Source organism: Pseudomonas sp. B21-012, assembly GCF_024749305.1.
Taxonomy (GTDB): Bacteria; Pseudomonadota; Gammaproteobacteria; order Pseudomonadales; family Pseudomonadaceae; genus Aquipseudomonas.
Window position 1 is genome coordinate 3,963,394 of sequence record NZ_CP087197.1, and the last position, 26,060, is coordinate 3,989,453.

A 26,060-nucleotide genomic window follows, 5' to 3' on the forward strand; every position below is an offset into this window, starting at 1 on the left:
GCTCCTAACCCCGATCGGCGCGCAGCAGCGCGACCAGCAGGTAGATCATCAAGGCCACTGCCAGCAGCAGTGACACCCCGTCCAGAATGCTCATGAAAACTCTCCGTCCTTACGGCACGTGCCGCTGACGGTCATTGTCGGTAGAGAGGCTGTAAAGGGGCGAGATCGAGAGCCAGGGCCGGGCATAAAGAATGCGTAAATAACGCGATGCGGCGGGGCCTGGATTGCGAGCGCTACGCGCTCGATCGCGGGGCAAGGCCCGCTCCCACAGAAGGCCCGCCCCTACAGGACTTTCCACTGCGCTGGCTGCTGGTAACCGGCAACCCAGCCGATCACCTGCTCGGCCGGCATCGGCCTTGCGATGCAGTAGCCCTGGGCGATGTCGCAACCCAGGCCCATCAGCAGTTGGCCATGCTCTACCGTCTCCAGGCCTTCGGCGATTACCTGGCGGCCAAAGGCCCGGGCCAGGCCGATGACGGCGCGGGTCAGGGCCAGGTCGTCGTGGTCGTGGAGGATGTCGCGCACGAACGATTTGTCGATCTTGATGGTCCGCGTCGGCAGGCGCTTGAGGTAGCTGAGCGACGAATAGCCGGTGCCGAAATCATCCAGGGAGAACTGCACGCCCAAACGCTGGCAGGCCTCCAGGCACTGGCTGACGCGCTGGATGTTTTCGATCGCCACCGACTCGACGATCTCCAGGTCGAGCATCGCCGGCGCCACGTCCGGATGACGCCCGAGCAGCAACTGCAGGCGCTCGACAAAGTCGTCACGCTGCACATGGCGGGCAGCGATGTTGACGCTGACCGGCCACTGATGGTCCAGCGCCTGCCAGCTTTGCATCTGGCTCATGGCCTGGTCGATCACCCACTCGCCAATCTCGACGATCAAGTCGGTCTGTTCGACTTGCGGCAGAAAATCGCCGGGCAGCACCAGGCCCTTGCCCGGGTGCTGCCAGCGCAGCAGCGCCTCGAAGCCGATCACCACGCCGCTGTGCATGTTGACCTTGGGTTGGTAATGCAGGCACAGCTCACCCTGGTGCAAGGCCTGGCGCAGGCGCGCCACGGTCTGGTGGGTGGCCTTGACCTCCTGGTCCAGCGACACGTCGAACAGGTGAAAGCGGTTGCGTCCGCTCTGCTTGGCCACGTACAGGGCCTGGTCGGCGTGGCGCACCAGGGTGTCGGTGTCTTCGTTGTCCTGGGGGAACAGGGTCACGCCGATGCTGGCGCTGACGCGAATCTCCTGCTCGCGAATCCGGTATGGCGCGGCGATCGCGGTCAGCACCCGGTCAAGCGCCGCCTGCAAGTGGGTGGGGTCTTGCACGTGGCGCAGAATCAGCACGAACTCGTCGCCCGACAAGCGCGCCACGGCATCGCCGCCACGCAGAATGCCCTTGAGCCGGGTGGCCACTTCGACCAGCAGCAGATCGCCGCTGGCATGCCCGTAGCCATCGTTGACCGCCTTGAAGCCGTCCAGGTCGAGCATGCACACCGCCAGCGGAATGTCCTCGTTGCGCGAGAACTCCAGGGCCTGGTTAAGCAGGTCGGACAGGTAGGCGCGATTGGGCAGGCCGGTGAGCACGTCGTGGCCGACCCGCCATTGCAGGGTATGCAGCAGCTGGCGTTTTTCGGTGACGTCGAAGCGGATCGAAACGTACTTGCGCACCTTGCCCGTGGCCGGGTCGATCAACGGCACCATGGTGCTGTCGACCCAGTACAGCGAACCGTCCTTGGCGCGGTTGCAGATCTCGCCCTTCCACACCCGCCCGGCAACCAGCGCGCGCCACATGCCGATGAAAAACTCCGGCCCGTGCAGGCCGGAGTTGAGGATCCGGTGGTTGGCGCCCAGCAGTTCCTCGCGGCTGTAGCCGGAGATGCTGCAGAACTGCTCGTTGACGTAGGTGATCCGGCCGCTCAGGTCGGTTTCGGAAAAGATCGCGGCGGCATCGACTGCCGCGCGGTAGTTATCGTCCATGAATTCCTCTGCACCCTGGTGGCTAGCGATTGAAACGCTCGACCAGGGCCCGCAGGCCCGAAGAAATGCTTTCCAGTTCGGCGCCGCGGCTGGCTGCAGCATTGGCGTTGAGCGCGGTGGCCTGCACGGTGCTGGCAACCTTGTTGATCTGCTCGGACACGTCTTCGGCCACCGAGGATTGCTCTTGCGATGCGGCGGCCATCTGCTGGCTCATGTCGCTGATGCGTTCGACCGCGGCGCGAATACCCTGCAAGGCGCGCTGCGCTTCCAGCACCTGGGCCACGCCCTGCTCGGCCTCGTTGATACCGAGGCTGGCGATGCTCACCGCCTCGTCGGCGCCGCTGCGCAGGTTCTCGATGATGCCCTGGATCTGCACGGTCGAGTGCCGGGTCTTGGCCGCCAAGGCGCGAACCTCATCGGCGACCACGGCAAAGCCACGGCCCTGCTCGCCGGCGCGGGCCGCTTCGATGGCGGCGTTGAGCGCCAGCAGGTTGGTCTGTTCGGCAATCGCGCGAATCACTTCAGCGGCGAGCATGATGTCCTGGGTCTGCCCGGCCAGGTGGGTGACCGCCTGGTTGATCTGGCTGACGGTAGTGGCCAGCAACTGGATGGCCTCGCGACTGGTGCCGGCGACCTGGCTGCCCTGCTCGGCCAACTGGTTGGCGGTCTGCGCCTGCACGGCGGTCTGCTGCACATGCTCGGCCACCTCGCCGATGGAGGCGGCCATTTCAGTCATGGCGGTGGCGGTCATGTCGGTTTCGCCGCGCTGCTCCAGCAGTGCCGTTTCAGTGTTGCGCGACAAACGGCTAGAGTCGCTGGCGGCTTCGGCCATTTGTGTGGCCAGGTCGCTCAGGCGGGTGAGCGCGGTTTTCAGCCGCGCTTCTTCGCTGATCAAAATCATCTGCAACTGCGCCGCCGGGCCCAGTAGGTCGCTGTAGGTCAGGGCGCTGATCTGGTCGGCAAAGGTGTGCGTCGAACACCCGACGATCTGCCCCAACTGACGACCCAGACGGCCATGCGCCCACAGGCCGAGCAGCGCGAACAGGCCCAGGGTGATCCCCTGGCCCGGCCAGCCCGGCAGCACCTGGTTGGCCGCCACCGCCAGCGCGCCTGCAGCCAGGGGCAGGCTCATCACCTGGCCGAGCTGAGCCAGCCGGCGCCCGCTCGCCACTGCCGGCTTGCCCTCGCGCAAGCGTGCATACAGTGCTTCGGCACGGAGCACCTGCTCGCGAGTGGGCTTGACCCGCACCGACTCATAGCCGACCAGGCGGCCGTCCTCGAGAATCGGCGTGACATAGGCGCTGACCCAATAGAAGTTGCCGTTCTTGCAGCGGTTCTTGACGATGCCCATCCAGCTCTGGCCGGCCTTGAGGTACTGCCACATCAGGGCAAACACCGCTGGCGGCATGTCCGGATGGCGCACCAGGTTGTGCGGGCTACCGATCAGCTCGGCCTGGCTGAACCCGCTCATGGCGGCGAATTCGGCGTTGCAGTAGGTAATATTGCTGGCAGTGTCGGTGGCGGAAATAAGCCGTTGATCCTCGCCGAAAGTCTGTTCGACCGAGGTAACCGGCATGTTGAGACGCACGATAAAACTCCATTTGCAGGGGTCTGCCAGGTTGTCCTGCGCAGCGCCCAAACCATTCGTCCGACACCGAGATCAGCCTTCTACCGGGGTGCTTTGCTGAATAGTCTCAGCTGGGTCAGCGCGGTTGAAACTCGATGGCTTTTGACCTGTCCAAACGATCAATTCTACGAATTACATCACATTATGCAAACAAAGGTGATGAATTGTGGCGTTGCCTCTTGCCGATAGATATCGTTAAGTTCTTGATTCTAAATGGGAATTAAGCGATGACAATTTCAAGTTTGGGTTCGGCCATCAGACGTTACCGCAAGGTAGCCGGGCTCACTCAGGCTGAACTTGGCGAGAAAACCGGTTTTGACCCCAAGACCATCAGTCGCTTCGAAACCGGCACCTACACTCCCAGCGTGGAAGCCCTGTCGAGCTTTTCCGAAGTGCTGGGGATCAAACTCAAAGCCTTCTTCGCCGAAGAGAACGACGAAGACGAGCAGCGTGCCTATCTCTTCGGCGTCATTCACAAAACGCCCTCCCAAGACCTGGGAAAGCTGATCGCAGCGGTAGACCTGGCCTTGTCCAAGCCTTAGTGGCGGCAACCCCGAAAAGCGGCAGGTCGACCCTGCCGCTTTTTTTTGGTTCTTCACGCAATCCCGGAGTCTATGATCTTTGGGTTGGGTTGTTGCGGTTACGGCTGCGGGCTTATCCATTTGATGTGGCGCGGCTGCCGGCCCCTTCCGCCCTTACGGCGGGTCCCTTTTGTCTTGGTGTATGGACCGGACACATGGTGGACAGGTGTACGGGGACATGGTTGACACTTTTCGGCAAGCAAACCTGCCGGGAATTCGACCATGCCTTGGAACGCGAGAGACGCCATGAGCTTGAGAGAAGAGTTCGTTCGTCTGGCCAATCACCCAGACGCCAATGTCAGGGAGTTGTGCCGACGCTTCGGTATCAGTCCCCAGACAGGTTACAAGTGGCTTAACCGCTACCGGCAGGAGGGTGCGGCAGGCCTTTTGGAACGATCCAGAAAACCTGCCAGCAGCCCTAGGCTGACGGATCGTGGGCTTGAGAAAGAAGTGATCGCCATCCGCAAGGAGCACCCTGCCTGGGGTGGCCGCAAGATCAGGCATCTACTGGGTCAGCGCATTTGCGCCAGTACCGTCACCAATGTTCTGCATCGCCACGGGCTGATCACCTCCGAAGCCAGTGCTGCAGCTACGCCGTGGAAACGCTATGAACGCGAGGCTCCTAATGATCTCTGGCAGATCGACTTCAAAGGCTTCTTCCAGACAGGTCAGGGGCCGTGCTACCCGTTGACGTTGATCGATGATCACTCGCGCTTCAACTTGGCGATTCAAGCCTGTGCGCATCAGCGAACCGAATTGGTCCAGGAGCACCTGACCGATCTGTTCAGGCGGTATGGCCTTCCCCTGCAGATCAACGCAGACAATGGCGCGCCCTGGGGGGCACCACGAAACCCTGGAGAGCTGACGCCGCTAGGGATCTGGATAGTGCGTCTGGGCATACGCTTGACCTTCAGCCGGCCAGGGCACCCACAGACCAACGGTAAAGACGAGCGCTTCCACCGAACGCTCAAGACAGAGGTGCTCAGGGACCGCACCTTCCGTGATTTGCGGGAGGCGCAGGAGGCGCAGGAGGCGTTCGACCTGTGGCGTGGCGTCTACAACTACAAGCGACCCCACCAGCAGTTGGACTACCAAGTACCGAGGGAGCGCTACCAGATGAGCACACGGCCGTTTCCAAGCCGGGTACCAACCTTTGAATACGGACCCGAAGATATCCTAGTCAAACCCTACGATAGTCAGTTCCGCTTCAGGAAGCGCTCATTCCGGATAGCAAAAGCGCTGGTGGGCCACATTTTGGCTTTGCGCCCGAGCGAGAAGGGACCTGATCACTTCGACGTCTACTTCTGCCACCGCAAGCTGAGAACCATCGATTTCAACAACCCGGATGGCAAGCGATAATGTGTCAACCATGTCCCCGTACATGTGTCAGCGATGTCTCCGGTCCATACATCTTGGCAAAAGGAACCAAAACCGCTCGCTCCAGCATACGGCCCTACGCTGCGCTCCGGGTTCCTTCGCTACGGTGCCTTCCAGGGGCATCGCGGCCTACGACTTGCTTCGCCAAGTCTACGTCTCGCGACTTCGGCCTCGGCCGAAGGGTGCTACGCACCAGCCCCCTCCAGACACCTACGCTCAGCCTCCTGAAGTCGCGAAGTTACGGGCGGCGCCTGCACTGACGCATCTACGAAAGCAGATGTTGGCGAAGCCATGCTGACGCAGGGGCGGGACAAGCCCGCTGATAAAACGAGCACCAACTTGTTTGGTCTTGATCTTGATGTTCATGCACGTACTTCCAGGCGCCGCGAAAAGCGACTTCAGGAGGCCGAGCGTAGGTGCCTGTAGGGGCGGTGCGCAGCACCTTCGGCGGCAGCCGAAGACGCGAGATGTAGACTTGCAAAGCAAGTCGTAGGCCGCGATGCCCCGGAAGGTGCCGTAGCGAGGGGACCCGAAGCGCAGCGTAGGGCCGTATGCAGGAGCAAGCGGTTTTGCCTACTTCTTCCCAAGAGAAAAGTAGGCCGCCGTAAAGGCGGAAGGGGCCAGCAGCAGCCCCACACTGAATGGATAAACTCACAGCCTCAACAACCCAACCCTGAATTCCGTGAAGAGCTTTTTTTGCCTGGCTATTGCACCGCAACTGGTCAGACCGGTAAAGCCAATTCTTGCCCGCTCAGCCGAAAACCCCTTGCAAACCCAAAAAAATCGCGCCTACACTGCCCACGCACTGGACATACCGGTAAGACCACAATAATTAAGTCCTCCGCTCTTTCGCCCGCCGTGGCATCGAAGCAGGGACACCGACCAGAGATCCCTCCCATGCTCAAATGGTGCTCGCGTTCGATCTTCCTCCAAGTGGTGTTGGGCCTTGTGCTAGGCATAGCCTGCGGCCTGAGCTTTCCTGAAGTTTCCCTGCAACTCAAACCCCTCGGTGACGGCTTCATCAAGCTGATCAAGATGTTGATCGGGCTGATCGTGTTCTGCGTGGTGGTCAGCGGCATCTCCGGTGCTGGCGACCTGAAGAAGGTCGGGCGCATCGGCCTGAAATCGGTGATCTACTTCGAAATCCTGACCACCATCGCCCTGGTGATCGGCCTGGTGTTCGCCTTTACCTCGGGCATTGGCAGCGGCGCCAACATTCATCTGGACCAACTGGCCAGCAGCGAAGCCAGCAACCTGGCCGAACGCGGCCAGCACATCCATGGCACTGCAGCGTTCCTCATGGACCTGATCCCGACCTCGGTGGTCGGCGCCTTTGCCGACAACAACATCCTCCAGGTCCTGCTGTTTTCAGTGCTGTTCGGCAGCGCCCTGAACCTGGTCGGTGAAGCGGCCTCGGGCATTTCGCGGCTGATCAACGAACTGAGCCACATCATCTTCCGCATCATGGGCATGATCGTGCGCCTGGCGCCGATCGGCGTGTTCGGTGCCATCGCCTTCACCACCAGCAAATATGGCCTGGAATCGCTGCAGCACCTGGGCGGCCTGGTGGCCTTGTTCTACCTGACCTGCACCGGTTTCGTGCTGTTGATCCTGGGCACCGTGATGCGCCTGTCGGGGCTGAAGATCCTGCCGTTCATCAAGTACCTGCGCGAAGAGCTGACCATCGTCCTCGGCACCGCTTCTTCCGACGCCGTGCTGCCACAGATCATGCGTAAGCTCGAGCACCTGGGCATCGGCAGCTCGACGGTGGGCCTGGTGATTCCTACCGGTTACTCGTTCAACCTCGACGGCTTCTCGATCTACCTGACCCTGGCCATCGTCTTCATTGCCAACGCCACCGGCACGCCGCTGGCGATGACCGACCTGCTGACCATCCTGCTGGTGTCGCTGATTACCTCCAAGGGCGCCCACGGTATTCCGGGTTCGGCGCTGGTGATCCTTGCCGCGACCCTCACCGCGATTCCGGCGATCCCGGTGGTCGGCCTGGTGCTGGTGCTGGCGGTGGACTGGTTCATGGGCATCGGCCGGGCGCTGACCAACCTGATCGGCAACTGCGTGGCCACCGTGGCCATCGGCCGCTGGGAAGGCGATATCGACATGGAACGGGCCAACAATGTGCTGTCGGGCAAACAGGGCTTCGGCTTTGCCCAGCGCAAAACCCCCAACGCCCATCAACAAGAGTTCTGAGCAACAGGGCCGGCAGCAAAACTGCCGGCCACAGGAGCAAACCATGCAAGTGTTCTCATGGAGTGACCAATGATTACTTCATCAACCGTCGTCAACTCGGTGGTGGAAAAACTCCGCCAGGCCCTGGCCCGCGGCCAGTGGCGCTCCGGCGACATGCTGCCGGGCCAGCGCGAACTGGCCGAGCAACTGGGTATCAGCCGGCCAAGCCTGCGCGAAGCGGTGACCGTGCTGGAAACCCTCGGCCTGGTGCGCTCGATGCCGGGCAAGGGCGTGCTGGTACTGGACGCCGATGCGGCGCAAAGCACCTCGCCCCAGAGCGGTGTCGCCGAGGCCAGCCTCGAGGATGTGCTGCAACTGCGCTACACCCTCGAGCCGTTCATCGTCGGCCTGGTGGCGCAGTCGATCAGCAGCAAGGAAATCGGCCAGTTGCGCCTGACCCTGATGGACATGCGCGAAGCCCTCGAGGCCGAAGACAGCGAAGCCGGGGTCAACGCCTACATCGCCTTTCACGAAGAGCTGTTCACCCTGACCGCCAACCCGATCTTCCAGAGCGTGGTGCAGCAGACCAGCAACGCCCTCAAGCAAAGCGCCGCAGTGCTGCGCAACTCGCCCGAGCATCTGGCGGCGCGACTTGAGGAAAACGAAGCGGTGGTGCGCGCCATCCGCAACAAGAACAGCGCCCAGGCCAGCGCGCAGATGCGCCACCATATCCTTCAGGAAGGCCGGCGCATGGGCATCGAACTGAACATCCCGGACGATCATCCGGGCAACTGACCCCAGGAGTGCGACCATGAACGCCAGCGCCCACGCCCATGACACCGCCCTGCCCTCGCTGCTTGCCCAGGGTGAGCGCAGGTTGTCGGCCGAGCAGATCTACCCACGGCTGTTCGATGCCATCCTCGAACAGCGCCTGGCTCCTGGCAGCGCCCTGACCGAGCAAGCCCTGGGCGATGCTTTCGGGGTTAGCCGCACGGTGATCCGGCGGGTGCTCGGGCGTTTGTCGGACCAACAGGTGATCGTCCAGCGCCCGAGCCACACCGCACGCCTGGCTGCGCCCGACCCGCAGCATGCACGGCAGATCCTCAGCGCCCGGCGCCTGGCCGAAACCACCCTGATCAGCCTCGCGGCCAAGCGCGCACGGCCGGCCAAGATCCGCCAGTTGCGCGAACTGGTGGCCCGCGAGCGCCAGCACCATGAACAGGGCCAGCGCTGCACGGCGATCCGCCTGGGCGGCGAGTTTCACCTCAAACTTGCGGACATGGCCGACAACCTGCCGCTGGCGCGTTTTCTCAACGGCCTGGTACCGCAGACTTCGCTGATCATTGCCCAGTACGAAGCACGACCATGCAGCCATTGCGCCTGGCAGGAGCATGCGGCGATCATCGATGCGCTGGAGAACGGCGATGGCGAGGCGGCGCTGGCGTTGATGCATGAGCATCTGGATCATATCGAGGCCAAGCTCGACCTGGAGGGTTGAGCATTTTCGCCTGGGAGCGGGACTTGCCCCGCGATACGATGTGGCCGACAGGACGCTATCGCGGGTCAAGCCCGCTCCTAACAAATGGACCGATGACCGCCTTGGAGGGCACCCTGATGACACCTGCGCCGCACATGACACCGCAGCAGCGCCAGCAAGTGCGCGCAGCAATGTCCGATGCCTTCGTCGACACCCACGTCGAATACCTGTGGATCGCCCGCCACCTGGTGGGTTTTGACCGCGAGCTGCTCAAGGAAATCTTCTACAGCGAAGTCGCCCCCGCCTGCTACGGCAACATCATGACGCCGGTACCGCCGGTCTGGACCGGTTTCGACGAAACCTGGCTGCAGGAGGAGATCGAAGAAACCCTCCAGGCACGCCGCGACAGCTGGTGGCGGCGCCATATCGACCGCCTGTTGAACGCCACCTGGGTGTGGTTTTTCTGCAAGGAGATCTGGGCCGACATCCTCCTCGCCCTGGACGAGGCTGAGGCCGAACAGCAGCGCGAGTGACGGCACCTATACTCAGGTAACCACACCATTCGAGCTTGCCTGACCACAGGGGGGCTGCGCTTTGATTCCGCGTTCCCCGCTCATCGCCCTGCTGCTCGCCGTGCTCCTGGCGCTGGGCGGCTGCGGCTCACGGCAAAAGGTCAGCGAGCCGCCGCCCATCCCGGTCAATGCGGCGACCTGGCAACAGATCGACCGCGAGATCATCGACGCTTCGCTGGCGGTCACCAGTTCAGTCAACGACTATGCCCGGCGCTCCATGCGGGTCTGGAAAGACCGCGTGCAGCAGTACACCGAAAGCGAGTTCATCCCCTGGTTCACCGGCTACTGGACCCAGCAATGGCTGACCATGAAAGTGGCCTGGTACAAAATGAACAGTGGCGACGGCAGCGAAACCCCGGAAAAGCGCCTGGCCCAGTACCTGCAGGAGCAGTACCACGAACGGGTGCTGGACCCGGTGGCCAAGGAGATCGACCCCGAGGCCATTCGCGACCGGGCCATGGAGCTGTATATCCAGCTGCTTGGCCAGCAACTGCAGCAGATTGCCCAGCGCTACCGGGCGCCGCCGGAGCAGTTCAACCTGCACCTGACGCGAATCCAGGCCATCGGCCTCGGCCCCCCGGCCAACAACAATGCCTCGCTCCATCAATTGCTGTTCAGCAAGCCGCTGGAACAGCAACCCGCCTACGCCGCACTGGTCAAACGCCTGCACAGCGCCGTGCGCGCCGGCACCCAGCGCGCCGACATCGGCCTGTCATCGGTCGCCCAGCAAGCCAGTGAAAAGCTCGGCGCCACCCTGGCGCCACGGGGCATCGCCAGCGCCGTGGCGGCAGCCGTCGGGCGTGCGGCGGGCACGGTGATTTCCCTGGCGGCCACCGGCATCGGGGTGATGACCCACAACCGCGAACAACCGGCGATGATCGAGCAACTGCGGGTGATCCTCAACGTCGCGCTGAACGAGGAATGGCGGGAATTGATGGAGAACCGCAAGACCGGCGCCATGGCCGGGGTCTACTACCTGTCGGGGGAGATAGAAGACAGCCTGCTGGCCGCCGAAGGCCCCGAGCGCGAGCCGCAGCCCGCAGCCCAGGTGATCACCCTGCCGGCCCAATAAACGCGCGGCTTATGCGGCGACGCGGTTGTCGGGCTGAGCCTGGGCCGAGGTCGGCAGGCCGAAGATGCGGTCAAACAGCCAGTTGTAGATGAAGGTGTAGCACGGGATCAGGATGATGAACGCCAGGTCGACGACAAAGGCCTCCAGCAGGCTCATGTCCAGCCACCAGGCAATCAGCGGGATCAAGTACACCACCAGGGTCAGCTGAAAACCGATGGCATGCGCCAGCCGCCGGCCAACACTGCGCCCACGCTTGGCCTGGCGGCTTTCCCAGTACTCGAACAGGGTGTTGTAGATGAAGTTCCAGGCCATGGCGATGGTGGTGATCATCACCGCCAGCGGCCCGGTATTGCTCGGCGCGCTGTCGGCCAGGTAGGCCAGGCCCAGGGTCGACATGCACAGTCCGATCAGTTCATAGGCGGTCACGTAGACCAGTTTGCGTTTGACACCTTGCACGTTGCTAACCTCGGTTTTGCCGTAAAACGTCGCCCTCTTGGGCAACTGAGGCGGGCAAGCATGCGTCAATCTTCTTGACAGCCAAAGTCAGCAGCTATCAGATTAGCTGACAGGAGATTGCCATGAACTTTTCCAGCGACAACATCGAACTGTTTCTCGCCGTACTCGACCGCGGCTCGTTTTCCGCTGCCGCCCGGGCTTTGGGCCGGGTGCCGTCGGCGGTGAGCATGGCCATCGGCAACCTGGAAGCGGAACTGGGCTTCAGCCTGTTCGAACGCACCCACCGGGAAACCCGCCCCACCGCCATGGCCCAGGCCCTGGAGCCGCATGCACGGATGATCGCCAACCAACTGGGGCAATTGCAGGTGCATGCCCTGGAGCTGTCCCAAGGGCTGGAAAGCACCTTGAGCATCAGCGTGGTGCCGGACATCGACCACACCCGCCTGCTGGCGGCGATCAGAACCCTCAGTGAGCGCCACCCGCTGCTGAATGTCGAGGTGCTGAGCGCACCGCAGGAAGATGCCCTGCAACTGCTGCACGACGGCCGCGTCAGCCTGTGCCTGGCCTTCGCCGGGCTGTCGGTGGACGCCCGCCAGCGCTTTCAGAACATCGGCATGGAGTCGCTGGTGGCCTGCATCGGCCCGCAGCACCCGGCCCTGCAACAGCGCCCCCGGCAAATCGTTTACCTCGAAGACCTGGCCAACGTCCGGCAGATCCTGGTGGCCAGCCGCGACCTGCCCCTTAGCGACACCCGCGCGCTGATCGGCAAGGCGTACTGGCGCACCGACAGCCTGGCCATGGCCATCGAAATGGTCGAAGCCGGCCTTGGCTGGGGCGACTTTCCGTTGTCGCGGGTAGCACCGTTGCTCGGCGCCGGGCGCCTGGTGCGCCTGGACTTCAGCAACACCCGCAACGAGTTGCAGTTGCCGGTGCATGCCTTCTGGCGCCAGCACCAGCCACTGCAAAAAGCTGCCCAGGCGCTGGTGCGTTTATTGGGCGTGCAATAAAGCGCCCGGCTGAAACACGCATTCCAGAGCAGGCAGTAGGAAAATCCTGTCAGCCCCTGCGGCAAAAACTCCTATCAATTTTTCAGTTTTGCGGCCGATACCCGTCTGGATAGGTACGAGCACACGCCAAAAGCGCCGCTCGGCACTCCTCTTTACTGGCACAAGGTCTCGGAACATGAACCTGAAATTTCGCCACAAGATCCTGCTGTGCGCCTGCGGCGTCGTGGTTCTGGCATTTGCACTGTTCACCCTTTACAACGATTACCTGCAACGCAACACCATCAAACAGAACATCGACTCGTCGGTCAAACAGGCCGGGGCACTGGCTGCCAGCAGTGTGCAGAACTGGATGAGCGGGCGCATTCTGGTCCTGGAAAACCTCGCCCAGGACGTCGCCCAGCAAGGCGCCAACGCCGACCTGCCGGGCCTGGTCGACCAGCCTTCGTACACCAACAACTTCCAGTTCACCTACGTGGGCCAGGCCAACGGCGTGTTCACCCAGCGCCCGGACGCGAAGATGCCTGACGGCTACGACCCGCGCCAGCGCCCGTGGTACACCGCGGCCGTCGCTGCCAACCAGACCATGCTGACCCCGCCATACATGGCGGCGGTCGGCGGCCTGGTGGTCACCATCGGCATGCCGGTGAAAAGCAAAACCAGCGGCGAGCTGCTCGGCGTGGTCGGTGGCGACCTGAGCCTGGCGACCCTGGTGGACATCATCAACGCCGTGGACTTCGGCGGTATCGGCCATGCATTTCTGGTCGACCGTAACGGCCAGGTGATCGTCAGCCCGGACAAAGACCAGGTGATGAAGAACCTCAAGGACATTTACCCGGGCAGCAACCTGCACATCGCCCCGGGCACCCACGAGGTCACCCTGAACAAACAGGAGCGGATCATCTCCTTCGCCCCGGTCAGCGGCCTGCCGACGGCTGACTGGTACATCGGCCTGTCGATCGATCGCGACAAAGCCTACGCCGGCCTGAGCCAGTTCCGTACCTCGGCCATTATCGCCATGCTCATTGCCGTGGCCGCCATCGCCGGCCTGCTGAGCCTGCTGATCCCGGTGCTGATGCGTCCGCTGACCACCATGGGCCGCGCCATGCAGGACATCGCCCAGGGCGAAGGCGACCTGACCCGCCGCCTGGTCGTCGAGAACAAGGACGAGTTCGGTGAACTGGCCGGTGCCTTCAACCAGTTCGTCGAGCGTATCCATGCCTCGATTGCCGAAGTGTCCTCGGCCACTCGCCAGGTCCACGACCTGTCCGAGCGCGTGATGAGCGCCTCCAACGCCTCGATCATCGGCTCTGAAGAGCAAAGCATGCGCACCAACAGCGTGGCTGCGGCGATCAACGAGCTGGGCGCTGCCACCCAGGAAATCGCCCGCAACGCCGCCGATGCCTCGCAACACGCCAGCGGCGCCAGCGAGCAGGCCAACGACGGTCGTCAGGTGGTGCAGGAAACCATTTCGGCGATGACCTCGCTGTCGCAGAAGATCAGCGAATCGTGCGAGCAGATCGAAACCCTCAACGCCAGCACCGACGACATCGGCCAGATCCTCGACGTGATCAAGGGCATCTCCCAGCAGACCAACCTGCTGGCGCTCAACGCCGCCATCGAAGCGGCCCGTGCCGGTGAAGCCGGGCGTGGTTTTGCCGTGGTGGCCGACGAGGTCCGCAACCTGGCCCACCGCACCCAGGAGTCGGCCGAAGAAATCCACAAGATGATCACCACCCTGCAGGTCGGTTCGCGCGAGGCGGTGCACAACATGAACGCCAGCCAGGTCTCCAGCGAAGAAAGCGTGATGGTTGCCAACCAGGCCGGCGAGCGCCTGAGCAGCGTGACCCAGCGCATCGGCGAGATCGACGGCATGAACCAGTCGGTGGCCGCCGCGACCGAAGAGCAGACCGCCGTGGTAGAAAGCCTGAACCTGGATATCACCCAGATCAACGTGCTCAACCAGCAAGGCGTGGCCAACCTCAATGACACCCTGCGTCATTGCGATGCCCTGGCCCAACAGGCCGGGCGCCTCAAGCAACTGGTCGACAGCTTCAAGATCTGACCGCTGTGAAAAACAAAAGGGGCCGCTTGCGGCCCCTTTTTTCATCCTCTCGCGCTACACCGCAAGCACCTGCTTGGCCCGCCCCAGGCGCAGCCAGCCGATCAAAACCGCCAGCATCAGCACAAAACCCAGATAACCGAAGAACGGATAGACCTGGCCGACCAGGCTGATAAAGCCGATCAGGCTGCAGACAAACGCCGCCACCCCCGCCGCCACCGAACCCAGGCGAAAACTGCGGGTGCCGGCCGGCAACAGCCGCGCCAGAAACGAATACAGCGTGCCCACGGCGGTGTTGACGATCATGCCGAAGATGATCACGCACATGATCACGCCCAGTGCCGGGGAGATTTCGCTGGCAATCGACAGCATCGGCATCGGCAGCTCGGCCACGCTGTCCAGGCGCGACAACAGCCCGGCGCTCATCACCAGCATCAGCCCGCCCAGTGCCGCGCCGCCAAGAATCCCGCCCCAGATCGCGGTTTTCTCCAGGCGTGCGGAGCCACCGAGAATCGCCAGGATCGGCGCTCCGGCAACGATGTTGTACGACACATACAGGAACGCACCGAGCAGCCAATGGCGGGTGCCCGCCTCTTGCTGGCTGGCCACCCGGTCAAGCTGGGCAAAGCTCAGCTCGCGGGTAAATACCGCGTACAAGGCAATCGCCGTGGCGACCAGGATCAGGAACGGCGTCACCGCACCGATCAGCAGAATCACCTTCTGCACATCCAGGCACACCACCGCCACCACCAGCACCGTCACCAGCACACTGCCGGCCAGCGCCGGAATGCCAAACTGCTGCTCGAGCAAGGCCCCACCGCCGGCAAGCATCACCACAGTGACGGCGAACATGAAAAAGGTGATCAGCAAATCGACGAACAAGCCCAGGTAACGCCCGCAGATGGCGTACACCACGTCCTTGTGCGAGGCCGCCTGCAAGCGATTGCCGAGCCTTGCCAGGGCCATGCCGAGAAAGGTGAACAACGCCGCACTGACCAGCGCCCCAAGCAGGCCCCAGAGGCCGAAGTCGACAAAGAACAGCAACAGCTCCCGCCCCGAGGCGAACCCTGCGCCGACGATCACGCCGATAAAGGCGCCTGCAATTTTCAGCTGCTCTTTCATTTTCAGCCCTCTGGTATCGATGGCCCTGCGGGGCCTTTGTTGTTGTTTTTACCCAGTGTTGCCGTGCTGACTCAGTCGTTGCCGAGCCAGGCCTGCACTTCGATCTCGACATCCACGCCCAGGGCCAGGCCGGCGCTGACGGTGGAACGCACCGGGTAGCCGCTGGCGAAGAAGCTTTTGTAGACCTCGTTGAAGCCGGCGAAATGAGCCATGTCGGACAGCCACACGGTGGCCTTCACCACCTGGTCGAAACCGACGCCGCACTCGGCCAGGGTTTCACCGATACGCTCAAGCGCCGCCCGGGTCTGGACCTGAATGTCGCCGCGCACCACTTCACCGTCGGCGTGCAGGGGGATCTGCCCGGAAAGAAACAGAAAACCGCCGACCTTGACCGCTTTGGAAAACGGATATGGCAGGTGGCTGGGGATACGCTCGATAGTCGAACTCATGGGAAATCTCCTTCGGGAGTTAACGAAAACGCGCCGGGGACAAGCGTTGCGGCTCGACCCCCTCGGCGCTCAGGGTTGCCGGTAACGGTTGCTCAAGCAACAGCGCACAGGCCAGTTGCGAAGCGCCAGCGGCGGACTGGATACCATAACCGCCTTGCGCCGCCAGCCAGAAAAACGCCGGGTTGTGCGGATCGCGGCCAATCACCAGGTCGCCATCGGCAACGAACGATCGCAGCCCGGCCCAGCTATGACTGGGGCGGCGAATCGCCAGGGTGGTGATGGCCTCGATGTTGTAGATACCGATGGCGACGTCGAGCTCTTCGGGCATCACGTCCTGGGGCTCGACCGGGTCGGCGTTGGCCGGTGAGCCGAGCAACTGCCCGGCATCGGGTTTGAAATAAAAGCTCTCATCGACGCCGATCACTGCCGGCCAGCGGCTGAAGGCCTGGTCTGGCGGGCCGTCGAAGGTAAAGGCCGAGCGCCGGCACGGCTGCAGGCCGACCGGCTGTACGCCGCAGACCGCCGCGATGTGATCGGCCCAGGCGCCAGCGGCGTTGACCAACTGGCGCGCCTGAATGCAGCTGCCGTCGGCCATCACGAGCTGCCAGTAACCTTCGTGGTAACTGCCCTCGACCACCTCGGCATTGCAGTGCAAGTGCCCGCCGGCCTGGCGGTAACCGCGCAAGAAGCCCTGGTGCAGCGCGTGTACATCCAGGTCCATGGCGCCGGGTTCGAGTACCGCGCCGGCCACCACCTCGGCGCGCAGGCTCGGCACCAGCGCCAGCGCCCCGTCGCGGTCGAGCAAGGTCACTTCGGTACCGTTGGCCTGGCTCTGTGCATAGGTGCTGTCGAGCAGCGCCTGTTGCTCCAGGGTCGCCACATACAGACAACCCCGCGGTTCGAGCAAGGCATGCTCGCAGAAGCCCGGCGGCGGCGACTCATAAAAGGCCCGGCTGGCGCGGGTCAGCGCCTGGATCTGCGGGGTGCCATAGGCCTCCATGAACATCGCCGCCGAGCGCCCGGTGGAGTGGTAGCCGGCCTGGGCTTCGCGTTCAAGCATCAGCACTTGGCGCCCTGGCGCCAGCCGATAGCCCAATGAAGCACCGGCAATACCGGCGCCGATGATCACGATGTCGAAGGTCTGTGTCATAGCCATGCAATCACCTGCGAGATGAAATTATCATTTGTGAGAATTCTAATATCTGAGAATTTCGGATTATGCAAGCGCTCACGGTAAGATGCGCATCCGTTTTACCTGACCGAGATGCTTGATGAGTGCCGACCGCTCCCCTGCCGACACCCGCCCTGGCGCGCTGCCGCTGATTGACCGCGCCGAAGTCGGCGCGCGCCTGCGCAGCGTGCGCAAGGCCCAGCAACTGACGCTCAAGCAACTCTCGGCGCTGTCCGGGGTACCGGTCTCGACCCTGTCGAAAATGGAACTGGCGCAGGTCTCGGTGAGCTACGAAAAACTCGCGGCGGCGGCGCGGGCGTTGCAGGTGGATATCGCCCAGCTGTTTCGCGCTTCAGGCGTAAGCGATGTGCCAGTGCCGACCACCGTCGTGGTCAACTCCCTGCCCAGCGCTCCCGGCTACAGCACCGGCACCTACGACTACCACCCGATTGCCGGCGAATTTCCGCAGCGCCTGATGACCCCGATGTACGCCCGGATCATCGCTCGCGAGCGGCAACAGTTCGACGAATTCATCCGCCACCCCGGGCAGGAATTTGCCCTGGTGCTGAGCGGGCGAGTACGGATTGTGTTTGAAACCGGTGAGGCGGTGAGTATCGGCCCGCAGGAGACGGCGTACTTCAACAGCAATGTCGGGCATATTTATCTTTCCGAGACGGAAGATGGTGGGGATGCGCATGTGATGGTGGTGATGACGGATCGGTAACAGCGTTGTCTGTAACACCGCATCGCGGGTCAAGTCGAGACGTCGCACCGCCGCTCCCACAGCGCTACGCGCTCAACAAGAGCGAAGCGAATTGTGCTCTTGATCTTGATCTACCGGCCCCGTTAACCAGAAGGGCCGAGTGCAGGTGTTGCGAAGGGGCGAGTGCGCAGCACCTTCGGCGTTAGCCGAAGTTGCGAAACGTAGAGTTGCTTGCAACTCGTAGTTCGCAATGCCCCGTAGCGACACCGTAGCGAGGGAACCCGAAGCGCAGCGCAGGGCCCACTGGTGGGGCGAGAATTTTTGCTTACTTTTTTTTCGACTGAAAAAAGTAAGCCGCCGTAAGGGCGGAAAGGTGACTAAGCCACACCCTGGCAAATGGATGGTGCAAACCCTCCCGAAGCTCGACCCAGTTATAACCTAATAACGAACAAGTCTATTTGGCTATAAAAAAACCTTTATGCTGGCTGCCATCCGATCACGGGCACGTTGGGCGTTTAGGTTACTTATGGATGTAGGTTCTTTCGGTTTCACCATTGCAGGCCTGGTAGTTGGATTCATCGTCGGCATGACCGGCGTCGGCGGCGGCTCGCTGATGACCCCGATCCTGCTGTGGTTCGGCATCAACCCCGCCACCGCCGTAGGTACCGACCTGCTCTACGCCGCCATCACCAAAGCCAGCGGCGTCTGGGTCCACGGCAAAAACAACAATATCGACTGGAAAATCACCGGCTGGCTGACCCTCGGCAGCGTCCCGGCCGCCGCCCTGACCCTGTGGTTCCTCGCCAGCCTCGATGCCGACACCCAGGCCGCCAACGCCATTATCAAGCAAGGCCTGGCCGTGGTCCTGGTGCTCACCGCCCTGGCCATCCTGTTCAAAAGCAAACTCCAGGCCTTCGCCAGCAAACACGCCGGCGACCGCTACCACCTGAGCGGCACCAGCCTCAACCTGCTGACCGTAGTCACCGGCGTGGTGCTCGGCGTCATGGTCTCGCTGACCTCGATCGGTGCCGGCGCCCTGGGCACCGTGGCGCTGTTTCTGCTCTATCCGTACCTGGTCACCCGCCGCCTGGTCGGCACCGAAATCGCCCACGCCGTGCCCCTGACCCTGGTGGCAGGTCTCGGCCATGCGAGCATGGGCAACATGGACTGGTCGCTGCTCGGCTACCTGCTGCTCGGCTCGCTGCCGGGCATCTACATGGGCAGCCACCTGACCGGGCGAATTTCCGACAGCATCCTGCGCCCGTGCCTGGCGGGCATGCTGCTGATGATTGGCTACAAGCTGGCGTTCTGATCAAGGCTTTCAGGCAACACCAATCCCTGTGGAAGCCGGCCTTGCCGGCGATGGGCTACGCAGTAGCCCCAGGGTCAATCCTGCGTACGCCACAGCACCGGCCACTTGTCTGGCCAGTTCCCAGTGCAACTGCCCATGCGTGACAGCGAGCGCGGTCGCATGCGCTCCCCGTCAAAACGCCAGCTCTGTTCCATGCCGCAATCGCCAATGCCCCGCGCCAGGATGAAACTGCTGAGCACCCCGGAGTCCGGGTCATAGCCCACCGAACCGCCAAAGTCGCCCCACTGCTCCTGCGCCGCAATCTTCTCCAGTTGCAGCGCCTTCGCCTGCTCGGGATGCGCCCGCGAAGTGGTGTACAGCGCGTACTCGCAGTTGTAGGCACCGCAGCCGAAACGAAAGCTGACCAGCGCCGTGTCCTTGCTCAAGGCATAGGCCTGGGCACTGTCCGGGGTCCAGTCCGCGTCGGGGTCGCGCCAGTCGTTTGCGGTGACGGCCATGACCACCTCGCTGATGCGCCTGGCCTCTGCTTCACCCATCGGCTCGGGGCGTACGAATGGCGCCAGCTTGGGCAGTACTGGCGCAGAAGGCACGGCGCTATCCGGCGCATCCCCTGTGCGCACCAAGGCGCTGCGATGCCCTGCCCGCCCCTGCACCGAATCGATCAGCAACAACGAAGCCGTCAGGCCGTTCAGAGAGCTACCGAGCTCACCATCATTGCTCTGCGAGGTCAGGCGCGCGCCGTTGCGCATGGCCTTGAGCAGGGCCATCGCCTGCTCGCCGCTGGCGTGCCAGAACACCACGCCGTCCTCCTGAGCCTCGCTCAAGGGTAGTGCCAGCGGCTGGCCATCGAGCTGCAACGGCGCCTCCAGCGAGCTGTTGCTGAAGATCGTCACCTGCAGTTGGCCATCGAGGCCGGCCCCGCGCATTACCTGGATGCCCAGCGGCATGTCCGCCCGGGTATCGGCCGCCAGCGCCGTGCACTGGCGGGTATTGTCACAGCCAACCACCCAGTCCTTGAGGGGCTGGTACAGCGGTACCGGTTCTGCCGCCGCAGCGTGGGCAGCACCGGGCAAGGCCAGCAAGGTGAAAAAAGCGGCGTGCAACGGTGCGCTCATGATGAATTCCGTTTCTGGTAAACGGCGCATTCTAACGCTGGGCATCCTGAAAGTACTGCTCCAGGGTAATGATGCTGAGTTCACCAGCGGCTGGCTGATTAGACAACCGGCTTGCCAAAAACATATGGAAATCCGTATATTCGAATTTCCATATGTAAAAGGCCGATTCGATGCTCAGCCCCACCGCCCTGTTCAAATGCCTCGCCGATGAAACCCGTGCCCGCGCCACGCTGCTAATCGCCCGCGAAGGTGAGCTGTGCGTCTGCGAGCTGATGTGCGCGCTCGACCACAGCCAGCCAAAGATCTCCCGCCACCTGGCGCAACTGCGCAGCTGCGGCCTGTTGCTCGACCGCCGCCAGGGCCAGTGGGTGTACTACCGGCTTAACCCGCAACTGCCGGCCTGGGTCAACCAGGTATTGCAGTTGACCCTTGAAGCCAACGGCCAGTGGCTCAGCGCCGACAGCACCCGCCTCGACGGCATGGGTGATCGCCCTGCCCGCGCAACCTGCTGCTAAGGAGTCCGCCCCATGCGAATCCTGTTCATGTGCACCGCCAACAGCTGCCGCAGCATTCTGTGCGAAGCGCTGTTCAACCACCTGGCCCCGGCCGGTTTCGAAGCGCTCAGTGCCGGCAGCTTCCCCAAGGGCCAGGTGCATCCTCGCAGCCTGTCGACCTTGCAACGCGCCGGCATCGGTATCAGCGGCCTGACCAGCAAAGGCAACGACACCTTCGTCGACAACCCACCGGACATCGTCATCACCGTCTGCGACAACGCCGCTGGCGAAGCCTGCCCGCTGTACTTCGGCCCGGCACTGAAGAGCCACTGGGGGCTGGCGGACCCGTCCGAAATCCACGGCACCGACACCCAGCTCGATGCCGCCTTCGACGCCACCCTGGCGCGTATCGCGCTGCGCTGCACAACCTTCCTCGCCCTGCCCTTCGAGCGCCTGAGCCGCGATCAGCTGCAGGCTGAAATTGACCGCATCGGCACCCTGTAAAAGGACTCTCCCATGAACGATCAACTGCCCAATCTCGACCTCGACCTGATCCCTGCCAACGCCGCCCATGACGGGCACAAGCCGCGCATCCTGCTGCTTTACGGCTCGACCCGCAAACGCTCGTTCAGCCGCCTGCTGACTGAGGAAGCTGCGCGCCTGCTGGAGCACTTCGGCGCCGAAACCCGGATTTTCAACCCCAGCGGCCTGCCCCTGCCCGACGACGCGCCCGAGGACCATCCCAAGGTGGTCGAACTGCGCGACCTCATGCAATGGTCCGAAGGCCAGGTATGGTGCTCGCCCGAGCGCCACGGCGCCATGTCGGCGGTGTTCAAGGCGCAGATCGACTGGGTGCCGCTGGCCATGGGCGCGGTGCGTCCGACCCAGGGTAAAACCCTGGCAGTGATGCAGGTGTGTGGTGGTTCGCAATCATTCAACGTGGTCAACCAGCTGCGAGTACTGGGGCGCTGGATGCGTATGTTCACCATCCCCAACCAGTCCTCGGTGCCCAAGGCCTGGCTGGAATTCGACGGTAACGACCGGATGAAACCTTCGGCCTACTACGACCGTGTGGTCGACGTCATGGAAGAGCTGGTCAAGTTCACCCTGCTGCTGCGCGGGCGCAGCGAGCATCTGGTCGATCGCTACTCCGAGCGCAAGGAGTCGGCCGAGGCTTTGTCACAGCGGGTCGGCCAGCGTTCGATCTGAGCGCCTGACGATAGCCAGCGAATAATCGCACCGGCTGTCGTCATCCAGGCTTACCAGTTCCATGGCCAGTGCGAAGCGCTCGGTAATCCCCAGCTCATCCCCCAGCCCACGGAAAAACTCGCGCAGTACCGGCCACTGCAGCACGTCTTCGAAGCCCAGTTCACGGGCGATGCGGTGGTAGCGATCGGCGCCGGTGATGCGTATAAACACCTGCTCGGCGCCGAATTCGAGGATGTGCAGGCGGTATTCCGGACTGGAGGTAAAAATCGCCGCCACCACCAACCGGCCGAGGCCACGGGCGTCGCGCTCCAGTTGCACCTGGCTGGCCATGTGCCGCGCTGCCATGCGCCGGCCGAGGCGATAGAACATGCGCTCGGACAGGCGATTGATGTGCTCGCGGCCGAACATTTCCCCGGCCTGCTCCAGCATCAGGCCATAGAAGGCCCCGGTGATGTTCGACAGCGACTGGGCCATGCCGACCACGCTGTCGGGGAAAAACGCATGGACCAGCGCCTGCCAGTCCATATCCTCAGGGTAGCGGTCGTGCTCGCGCAGGGCGGCGGCTTGCAGGAAGGTCTCGGGAAGTCCTTTTCCGGGCGAATTCATTGCCACTGATCTCCATGAAATGGCCCCATGCATCCATTGCACAGGCGACCGATGAGTGTAGGCAAGCCTTGCTGGCGCTACCTCACCAACCGACGTCCGGCATGCTCACGGCCCATGACGAACTGCAGCAAGCGGTCCATCGGCAACGGCCGGCAGAACCAGAAGCCCTGGCCCAGGCTACAGCCCTGGGCCTTGAGGTAATCGAGCTGCTCGCGGGTTTCGATGCCCTCGGCCACCACCTGGATATCCAGGCTCTCGGCCAGCATCAGGTAGCCATTGACGATAGCCTGGTCGATCGGGTTGCTCTGCACCTCGCTGATGAACACCCGGTCGATTTTGAGCTTCTCGAACGGCAAGGCGCGCAAGGTGCTAGGCGATGAGTAGCCGGTACCGAAATCATCGATCGACACCTGCACGCCCATGCCTTGCAAGCGCAAAACGTTCTGCCGGGCCTGCTCGATATCCTTGAGCGCGGCGGTTTCGGTCACTTCGATTTCCAGGCGGTTGGCCGCCAGGCCGCTACGCTCGAGAACCGCCGCCAACTTGCTGACAAAATCGCACTGCATGAACGAGTAGCCGCTCATGTTCACCGCCACCGGCACATCCAGCAGGCCGGCTTCGATCAGCGCCCGGTTGTCGGCGCAGGCACGGGTCACCACCCAGACATTGAGCGCCGACATCAGCCCGTTCTGCTCGGCCAGGGGGATGAACACCTCGGGCGATACCGGGCCGTTGGCGCCGTCGTTCCAGCGCAGCAAAGCCTCAAGGCCGGTGATCCGTTGCGGGTCCGCCAGCTCGAACTGCGGCTGGTAATGCAGCTGCAATTGCTCGGTCTCGATCGCCTGGCGCAAGCGCTCCAGGCGCTGCTGCTCGCGCTGCTGGGTGATGCGCATGGCCGGGTTGAAACAGGCGATGCGATTGCCGCCGGCCTTCTTCGCCTGGTACATGGCAAAGTCGGCATCGATGATCAGTTGATCCGGCGCCGGCGCTTGCCCTTCCCGGCAATTGGCGCAGGTACTGACGCCAAGGCTTGCGCGCACAGCCAAGGCCATGCCGTCGATCCGCAGCGGCGCCTGCAGGCACTCGAACAGCCGTGTGGCCAGGCCCATGCCACCCTGTTCGGCAAACGGCTGACGCACCACCACCACGAACTCATCGCCGCCAACCCGGGCCAGCAACCCCGCACCGGTCAGGTGCTGGCGAAAGCGCTCGGCGACGCCAACCAGCACCCGGTCACCGACGTAATGACCATGGTTGTCGTTGATGATTTTCAAGCCATCGAGGTCGATGAACACCAGCACCAGTTGCTGCACCTGCGCTTGCGCCAGGGCGATCTCCTGCTGCAGGCGCGCATGCAGGGCGCTGCGGTTCATGCAGTGGGTCAGGGTGTCATGGCTGGCCAGGTGGTTGATGCGCCGGTGCATCTGCAACTGTTCACTGATGTCATAGCACACCCCGATCAGCAGTTGCCGGCCACCCAGCAACAGCTCGCCGACACTTACGTGCAAATCGAACAACGAGCCGTCCTTGCGCTTGCCGAGCAGCTCGCGTACCAGGCCGTTGAGCTTGCGCCCGCCGCCCGCACGGTAGGACGCCAGGCACTGATCATGGTGCTCGGCGTAGGCCCTGGGCATCAGCCGGGAAATATTCGCACCGGCAAGTTCGCCGAAGCTGTAGCCGAACAGCTTCTGCGCCGCGGCATTGATCGCCTGCACCCGCCCCCATTCATCGGTGATGACAATCGCATCGGCGGCGGCCTCGAAAATCGCGTAGGGAATGCTGGTCAGCTCGCGCTCGGCGTTGGCCGCGAGCTTGTCGAAATCCTCTCGGGTCATGATCGCGGCCTAGCGGTTGAAGCGGTCCACCAGCGCATACATTTCATGCGCCGTGTGTTCAAGCTCACGGCCGATGCTGGCGGAACTGGCGGCTATGTCGACGTTCTGTTCCGACACCTGGGCGATGGTGGTGATCTGCCGGCTGATGTCTTCGGCGACATGGGCCTGCTGCTCGGAGGCGGCGGCCATCTGTTCGGTCATCTGGTGGATATGCTCGACCGCCACGCCGATGCCTTCCAGGGCATTCTGGGTGGCGATCACCTGATCGACACCGGCATGGGCCTCGTCACTGCCCTGGCGGGCGATATCCACCGCCTGGTTGGCGGCGCTGTGCAGCGACTGGATGATGGTCTGAATGGTTTCGGTCGACTCCTGGGTCTTGAACGCCAGCGCCCGCACCTCATCGGCGACCACGGCAAAACCACGGCCCTGCTCGCCGGCCCGGGCCGCTTCAATGGCGGCGTTGAGCGCCAGCAGGTTGGTCTGGTCGGCGATCTGGCGGATCATGTTCGAGGCGATCTGGATCGACTGGGTCTCGTCGGCAAAATTTTCCACCGACTGGCTGATCTGGTTCACCGTGTCCTGCAGTTTCTCGATCACCAGGCGAGTCTTGCCGGCTTCTTCGGAGCCGACCCGGGTCAGCTGGTTGACGTCGTCGGCCTCACGGGCGGTGTCGTGGATGTGGGTCGAAACCTCGGAGATAGACGCCGCCATCTGGGTCATGGCGGTAGCGGCCATGTCGGTCTCGTCGCGCTGGCGCTGCAACGACGACTCGGAAGCCTGGGCCAGCTTGCCGCTTTCGCCGGCCATGCTTTCGGTCTTCTGCGCGTAGTCGCCGGAACGGCTGAGGGCGGTGCGCACCTTGGCCTGTTCGCTGATCAGCGACATCATCAACTGCGCCACGGCGCCGTGCTCGTCGGTGTAGGTGCGGGCAATCAGTTCGCTGTCGAAACTGTCGGCGGTGGCACGCCGGGCCAGGGCGAACTTGCGCTGCAGGTTCCAGTGCGCAGCCACCTGCATGCCGACAAAACCACAGGCCAGCACGGCCAGCGCCGCCCAGCTATCGAGGTACCACACGGCGGCAAGGCAAGGCACGCCAAGCGCCACCGGCGCCAGCGCCTGCTCTTTCACAGCCTTGGCCAGGTGCTTGAAGCTCCAGCTCTTTTTGCCCGTACGGATGCGCTGGTAAAGCGCGGCGGCACGCTCGATATCGGCACGCTGCGGCTTGACCCGCACCGACTCGTAGCCGACGACCGTCGCCCCCTCGAGGATCGGCGTGACATAGGCGCTGACCCAGTAGTGATCGCCGTTGCGGCAGCGGTTCTTGACGATGCCCATCCAGCTCTTGCCGGCCTTGAGGTACGACCACATGTGGGCGAACACCGCTTCGGGCATGTCCGGGTGGCGGACGATATTGTGCGGGCTGCCGATCAGCTCTTCACGGCTGAAGCCGCTGATGGCCACCAGCTCGTCGTTGCAGTAGGTCAGGTTGCCGTGCAGGTCGGTGGCAGAAATCAGCCGCTGTTGGTTCTGGAAGATGACTTCCTGCTGGGTGACCGGCAGATTGCTTCTCATGCGCTGGGTATCCGTTATTGCGAGATCAATCGGGTGTAATTACCCGCATTGTAGGTGTGGCAATTGGCCATACCTCATGAATA

Annotated in this window: 25 protein-coding genes and 4 pseudogenes; 15 read left to right on the forward strand and 14 right to left on the reverse strand. The window is 63.0% G+C overall.

Translation table 11 applies throughout. The features are described from left to right. Positions 1–4: 4 nt before the first annotated feature. The 4 genes and pseudogenes from kdpF to LOY37_RS27620 form a co-directional block, all read right to left on the reverse strand. Complete coding sequence (gene kdpF / locus LOY37_RS17955) at positions 5–94, reverse strand: K(+)-transporting ATPase subunit F (protein ID WP_036996387.1); 90 nt, start codon at positions 92–94, stop codon at positions 5–7. 188 nt (positions 95–282) lie between these two features. Further along, entirely contained in the window at positions 283–1,971 is a 1,689-nt protein-coding gene (locus LOY37_RS17960) for a bifunctional diguanylate cyclase/phosphodiesterase (protein ID WP_045194801.1), read from the reverse strand. Between the two features lie 22 nt (positions 1,972–1,993). Then, complete coding sequence (locus LOY37_RS17965; RefSeq protein WP_371128675.1) at positions 1,994–3,103, reverse strand: methyl-accepting chemotaxis protein; 1,110 nt, start codon at positions 3,101–3,103, stop codon at positions 1,994–1,996. A 174-nt stretch (positions 3,104–3,277) separates the two neighbouring features. Beyond that, positions 3,278–3,547, reverse strand: a pseudogene (locus LOY37_RS27620) (PAS domain-containing protein); the annotation flags it as partial. Between the two features lie 278 nt (positions 3,548–3,825). On the opposite strand from LOY37_RS27620, the gene LOY37_RS17970 reads away from it, so the two are divergent. Both LOY37_RS17970 and LOY37_RS17975 read left to right on the forward strand, forming a co-directional pair. Continuing rightward, positions 3,826–4,140 (forward strand): helix-turn-helix domain-containing protein, encoded by a 315-nt coding sequence (locus LOY37_RS17970; RefSeq protein ID WP_045194806.1) that lies wholly within the window; start codon positions 3,826–3,828, stop codon positions 4,138–4,140. A gap of 261 nt (positions 4,141–4,401) precedes the next feature. After that, positions 4,402–5,538: an IS481 family transposase gene (locus tag LOY37_RS17975; RefSeq protein WP_258715439.1), complete on the forward strand. Its 1,137-nt coding sequence runs from the start codon at positions 4,402–4,404 to the stop codon at positions 5,536–5,538. A gap of 234 nt (positions 5,539–5,772) precedes the next feature. Here LOY37_RS17975 and LOY37_RS17980 read toward each other — a convergent pair whose 3' ends face one another. Further along, positions 5,773–5,922 (reverse strand): hypothetical protein, encoded by a 150-nt coding sequence (locus LOY37_RS17980; RefSeq protein ID WP_213603422.1) that lies wholly within the window; start codon positions 5,920–5,922, stop codon positions 5,773–5,775. Between the two features lie 531 nt (positions 5,923–6,453). On the opposite strand from LOY37_RS17980, the gene LOY37_RS17985 reads away from it, so the two are divergent. The 5 genes from LOY37_RS17985 (at position 6,454) to LOY37_RS18005 (ending at position 10,864) form a co-directional block, all read left to right on the forward strand. Further along, positions 6,454–7,764 (forward strand): C4-dicarboxylate transporter DctA, encoded by a 1,311-nt coding sequence (locus LOY37_RS17985; RefSeq protein ID WP_038994418.1) that lies wholly within the window; start codon positions 6,454–6,456, stop codon positions 7,762–7,764. A 69-nt stretch (positions 7,765–7,833) separates the two neighbouring features. Continuing rightward, complete coding sequence (locus LOY37_RS17990) at positions 7,834–8,538, forward strand: FadR/GntR family transcriptional regulator (protein ID WP_045194809.1); 705 nt, start codon at positions 7,834–7,836, stop codon at positions 8,536–8,538. 16 nt (positions 8,539–8,554) lie between these two features. Next, positions 8,555–9,241 carry a GntR family transcriptional regulator gene (locus tag LOY37_RS17995; protein WP_045194811.1) on the forward strand — a complete coding sequence of 229 codons (687 nt, stop codon included), beginning with the start codon at positions 8,555–8,557 and terminating at the stop codon, positions 9,239–9,241. Positions 9,242–9,333: 92 nt separating this feature from the next. Beyond that, the gene (locus tag LOY37_RS18000; protein WP_082075396.1) at positions 9,334–9,753 is read left to right on the forward strand and encodes a hypothetical protein; all 420 of its coding nucleotides are present in this window, start codon (positions 9,334–9,336) and stop codon (positions 9,751–9,753) included. 64 nt (positions 9,754–9,817) lie between these two features. Beyond that, positions 9,818–10,864, forward strand: coding sequence for a hypothetical protein (locus LOY37_RS18005; protein ID WP_213604374.1), 1,047 nt, complete (start codon positions 9,818–9,820; stop codon positions 10,862–10,864). Between the two features lie 9 nt (positions 10,865–10,873). On the opposite strand, the gene LOY37_RS18010 is transcribed toward LOY37_RS18005, so the two are convergent. Continuing rightward, the gene (locus LOY37_RS18010) at positions 10,874–11,320 is read right to left on the reverse strand and encodes a PACE efflux transporter (protein ID WP_045194813.1); all 447 of its coding nucleotides are present in this window, start codon (positions 11,318–11,320) and stop codon (positions 10,874–10,876) included. 122 nt (positions 11,321–11,442) lie between these two features. Here LOY37_RS18010 and LOY37_RS18015 point away from each other — a divergent pair, with 122 nt between their 5' ends. From LOY37_RS18015 to LOY37_RS27630, 3 genes and pseudogenes are all read left to right on the forward strand, one after another. Then, a complete protein-coding gene (locus LOY37_RS18015) occupies positions 11,443–12,327 on the forward strand; it encodes a LysR family transcriptional regulator (RefSeq protein ID WP_195884662.1) in 885 nt (294 codons plus the stop codon). Between the two features lie 175 nt (positions 12,328–12,502). Beyond that, positions 12,503–13,486 (forward strand): annotated as a pseudogene (locus tag LOY37_RS27625) (cache domain-containing protein); the annotation flags it as partial. 162 nt (positions 13,487–13,648) lie between these two features. Beyond that, positions 13,649–14,389 (forward strand): methyl-accepting chemotaxis protein, encoded by a 741-nt coding sequence (locus LOY37_RS27630; RefSeq protein ID WP_408980598.1) that lies wholly within the window; start codon positions 13,649–13,651, stop codon positions 14,387–14,389. A gap of 54 nt (positions 14,390–14,443) precedes the next feature. Here the strand turns inward: LOY37_RS27630 and LOY37_RS18025 are convergent, their stop codons facing one another. From LOY37_RS18025 to LOY37_RS18035, 3 genes are all read right to left on the reverse strand, one after another. Further along, positions 14,444–15,508, reverse strand: coding sequence for a hypothetical protein (locus tag LOY37_RS18025; RefSeq protein WP_258715440.1), 1,065 nt, complete (start codon positions 15,506–15,508; stop codon positions 14,444–14,446). Between the two features lie 71 nt (positions 15,509–15,579). Beyond that, the gene (locus LOY37_RS18030) at positions 15,580–15,957 is read right to left on the reverse strand and encodes a RidA family protein (protein ID WP_093380936.1); all 378 of its coding nucleotides are present in this window, start codon (positions 15,955–15,957) and stop codon (positions 15,580–15,582) included. 19 nt (positions 15,958–15,976) lie between these two features. After that, on the reverse strand, positions 15,977–17,107 hold the full coding sequence (locus tag LOY37_RS18035) for an FAD-binding oxidoreductase (RefSeq protein ID WP_258717209.1): 1,131 nt from the start codon (positions 17,105–17,107) through the stop codon (positions 15,977–15,979). Between the two features lie 121 nt (positions 17,108–17,228). Here LOY37_RS18035 and LOY37_RS18040 point away from each other — a divergent pair, with 121 nt between their 5' ends. Together LOY37_RS18040 and LOY37_RS18045 are read left to right on the forward strand one after the other, a co-directional pair. Further along, positions 17,229–17,852: a helix-turn-helix domain-containing protein gene (locus LOY37_RS18040; protein WP_045194826.1), complete on the forward strand. Its 624-nt coding sequence runs from the start codon at positions 17,229–17,231 to the stop codon at positions 17,850–17,852. A 505-nt stretch (positions 17,853–18,357) separates the two neighbouring features. Then, positions 18,358–19,143, forward strand: coding sequence for a sulfite exporter TauE/SafE family protein (locus LOY37_RS18045; RefSeq protein WP_045194827.1), 786 nt, complete (start codon positions 18,358–18,360; stop codon positions 19,141–19,143). A 74-nt stretch (positions 19,144–19,217) separates the two neighbouring features. Here the strand turns inward: LOY37_RS18045 and LOY37_RS18050 are convergent, their stop codons facing one another. Next, the gene (locus tag LOY37_RS18050) at positions 19,218–20,258 is read right to left on the reverse strand and encodes a DUF1176 domain-containing protein (RefSeq protein WP_258715441.1); all 1,041 of its coding nucleotides are present in this window, start codon (positions 20,256–20,258) and stop codon (positions 19,218–19,220) included. A 170-nt stretch (positions 20,259–20,428) separates the two neighbouring features. Here LOY37_RS18050 and LOY37_RS18055 point away from each other — a divergent pair, with 170 nt between their 5' ends. From LOY37_RS18055 to arsH, 3 genes are read left to right on the forward strand one after another with little or no spacing between them, the layout of a single operon-like run. Beyond that, positions 20,429–20,773, forward strand: coding sequence for a metalloregulator ArsR/SmtB family transcription factor (locus LOY37_RS18055; protein WP_045194829.1), 345 nt, complete (start codon positions 20,429–20,431; stop codon positions 20,771–20,773). Between the two features lie 12 nt (positions 20,774–20,785). Further along, positions 20,786–21,256: an arsenate reductase ArsC gene (locus tag LOY37_RS18060; RefSeq protein WP_093380924.1), complete on the forward strand. Its 471-nt coding sequence runs from the start codon at positions 20,786–20,788 to the stop codon at positions 21,254–21,256. Positions 21,257–21,268: 12 nt separating this feature from the next. After that, a complete protein-coding gene (arsH, locus tag LOY37_RS18065) occupies positions 21,269–21,961 on the forward strand; it encodes an arsenical resistance protein ArsH (RefSeq protein WP_258715442.1) in 693 nt (230 codons plus the stop codon). On the opposite strand, the gene LOY37_RS18070 is transcribed toward arsH, so the two are convergent. From LOY37_RS18070 to LOY37_RS27640, 4 genes and pseudogenes are all read right to left on the reverse strand, one after another. Then, positions 21,932–22,567, reverse strand: a complete 636-nt coding sequence (locus LOY37_RS18070; RefSeq protein ID WP_093380918.1) for a hypothetical protein — start codon at positions 22,565–22,567, stop codon at positions 21,932–21,934. The genes arsH and LOY37_RS18070 overlap by 30 nt on opposite strands. A 77-nt stretch (positions 22,568–22,644) precedes the next feature. After that, complete coding sequence (locus LOY37_RS18075; protein ID WP_258715443.1) at positions 22,645–24,402, reverse strand: bifunctional diguanylate cyclase/phosphodiesterase; 1,758 nt, start codon at positions 24,400–24,402, stop codon at positions 22,645–22,647. A gap of 9 nt (positions 24,403–24,411) precedes the next feature. Next, positions 24,412–25,359: pseudogene (locus tag LOY37_RS27635) on the reverse strand (methyl-accepting chemotaxis protein); the annotation flags it as partial. A 357-nt stretch (positions 25,360–25,716) separates the two neighbouring features. Further along, positions 25,717–25,977, reverse strand: a pseudogene (locus tag LOY37_RS27640) (PAS domain S-box protein); the annotation flags it as partial. Positions 25,978–26,060: the final 83 nt, after the last annotated feature.

What these genes read in the sequence shown, in the direction of transcription:
- LOY37_RS17960 (WP_045194801.1), bottom strand. Translation starts at nt 1,971, where the DNA reads ATGGACGATAACTACCGCGCGGCAGTCGATGCCGCCGCGATCTTTTCC.
- LOY37_RS27630 (WP_408980598.1), top strand. Translation starts at nt 13,649, where the DNA reads ATGCGCACCAACAGCGTGGCTGCGGCGATCAACGAGCTGGGCGCTGCC.
- LOY37_RS18075 (WP_258715443.1), bottom strand. Translation starts at nt 24,402, where the DNA reads ATGACCCGAGAGGATTTCGACAAGCTCGCGGCCAACGCCGAGCGCGAG.
- LOY37_RS18025 (WP_258715440.1), bottom strand. Translation starts at nt 15,508, where the DNA reads ATGAAAGAGCAGCTGAAAATTGCAGGCGCCTTTATCGGCGTGATCGTC.
- LOY37_RS18045 (WP_045194827.1), top strand. Translation starts at nt 18,358, where the DNA reads ATGGATGTAGGTTCTTTCGGTTTCACCATTGCAGGCCTGGTAGTTGGA.
- LOY37_RS18030 (WP_093380936.1), bottom strand. Translation starts at nt 15,957, where the DNA reads ATGAGTTCGACTATCGAGCGTATCCCCAGCCACCTGCCATATCCGTTT.
- LOY37_RS18050 (WP_258715441.1), bottom strand. Translation starts at nt 20,258, where the DNA reads ATGAGCGCACCGTTGCACGCCGCTTTTTTCACCTTGCTGGCCTTGCCC.
- kdpF (WP_036996387.1), bottom strand. Translation starts at nt 94, where the DNA reads ATGAGCATTCTGGACGGGGTGTCACTGCTGCTGGCAGTGGCCTTGATG.
- LOY37_RS18000 (WP_082075396.1), top strand. Translation starts at nt 9,334, where the DNA reads ATGACCGCCTTGGAGGGCACCCTGATGACACCTGCGCCGCACATGACA.
- LOY37_RS17995 (WP_045194811.1), top strand. Translation starts at nt 8,555, where the DNA reads ATGAACGCCAGCGCCCACGCCCATGACACCGCCCTGCCCTCGCTGCTT.
- LOY37_RS17990 (WP_045194809.1), top strand. Translation starts at nt 7,834, where the DNA reads ATGATTACTTCATCAACCGTCGTCAACTCGGTGGTGGAAAAACTCCGC.
- LOY37_RS17985 (WP_038994418.1), top strand. Translation starts at nt 6,454, where the DNA reads ATGCTCAAATGGTGCTCGCGTTCGATCTTCCTCCAAGTGGTGTTGGGC.
- LOY37_RS17970 (WP_045194806.1), top strand. Translation starts at nt 3,826, where the DNA reads ATGACAATTTCAAGTTTGGGTTCGGCCATCAGACGTTACCGCAAGGTA.
- LOY37_RS18070 (WP_093380918.1), bottom strand. Translation starts at nt 22,567, where the DNA reads ATGAATTCGCCCGGAAAAGGACTTCCCGAGACCTTCCTGCAAGCCGCC.
- LOY37_RS18055 (WP_045194829.1), top strand. Translation starts at nt 20,429, where the DNA reads ATGCTCAGCCCCACCGCCCTGTTCAAATGCCTCGCCGATGAAACCCGT.
- LOY37_RS18040 (WP_045194826.1), top strand. Translation starts at nt 17,229, where the DNA reads ATGAGTGCCGACCGCTCCCCTGCCGACACCCGCCCTGGCGCGCTGCCG.
- LOY37_RS17975 (WP_258715439.1), top strand. Translation starts at nt 4,402, where the DNA reads ATGCCTTGGAACGCGAGAGACGCCATGAGCTTGAGAGAAGAGTTCGTT.
- LOY37_RS18060 (WP_093380924.1), top strand. Translation starts at nt 20,786, where the DNA reads ATGCGAATCCTGTTCATGTGCACCGCCAACAGCTGCCGCAGCATTCTG.
- LOY37_RS18015 (WP_195884662.1), top strand. Translation starts at nt 11,443, where the DNA reads ATGAACTTTTCCAGCGACAACATCGAACTGTTTCTCGCCGTACTCGAC.
- LOY37_RS18035 (WP_258717209.1), bottom strand. Translation starts at nt 17,107, where the DNA reads ATGACACAGACCTTCGACATCGTGATCATCGGCGCCGGTATTGCCGGT.
- arsH (WP_258715442.1), top strand. Translation starts at nt 21,269, where the DNA reads ATGAACGATCAACTGCCCAATCTCGACCTCGACCTGATCCCTGCCAAC.
- LOY37_RS17980 (WP_213603422.1), bottom strand. Translation starts at nt 5,922, where the DNA reads ATGAACATCAAGATCAAGACCAAACAAGTTGGTGCTCGTTTTATCAGC.
- LOY37_RS17965 (WP_371128675.1), bottom strand. Translation starts at nt 3,103, where the DNA reads ATGAGCCTGCCCCTGGCTGCAGGCGCGCTGGCGGTGGCGGCCAACCAG.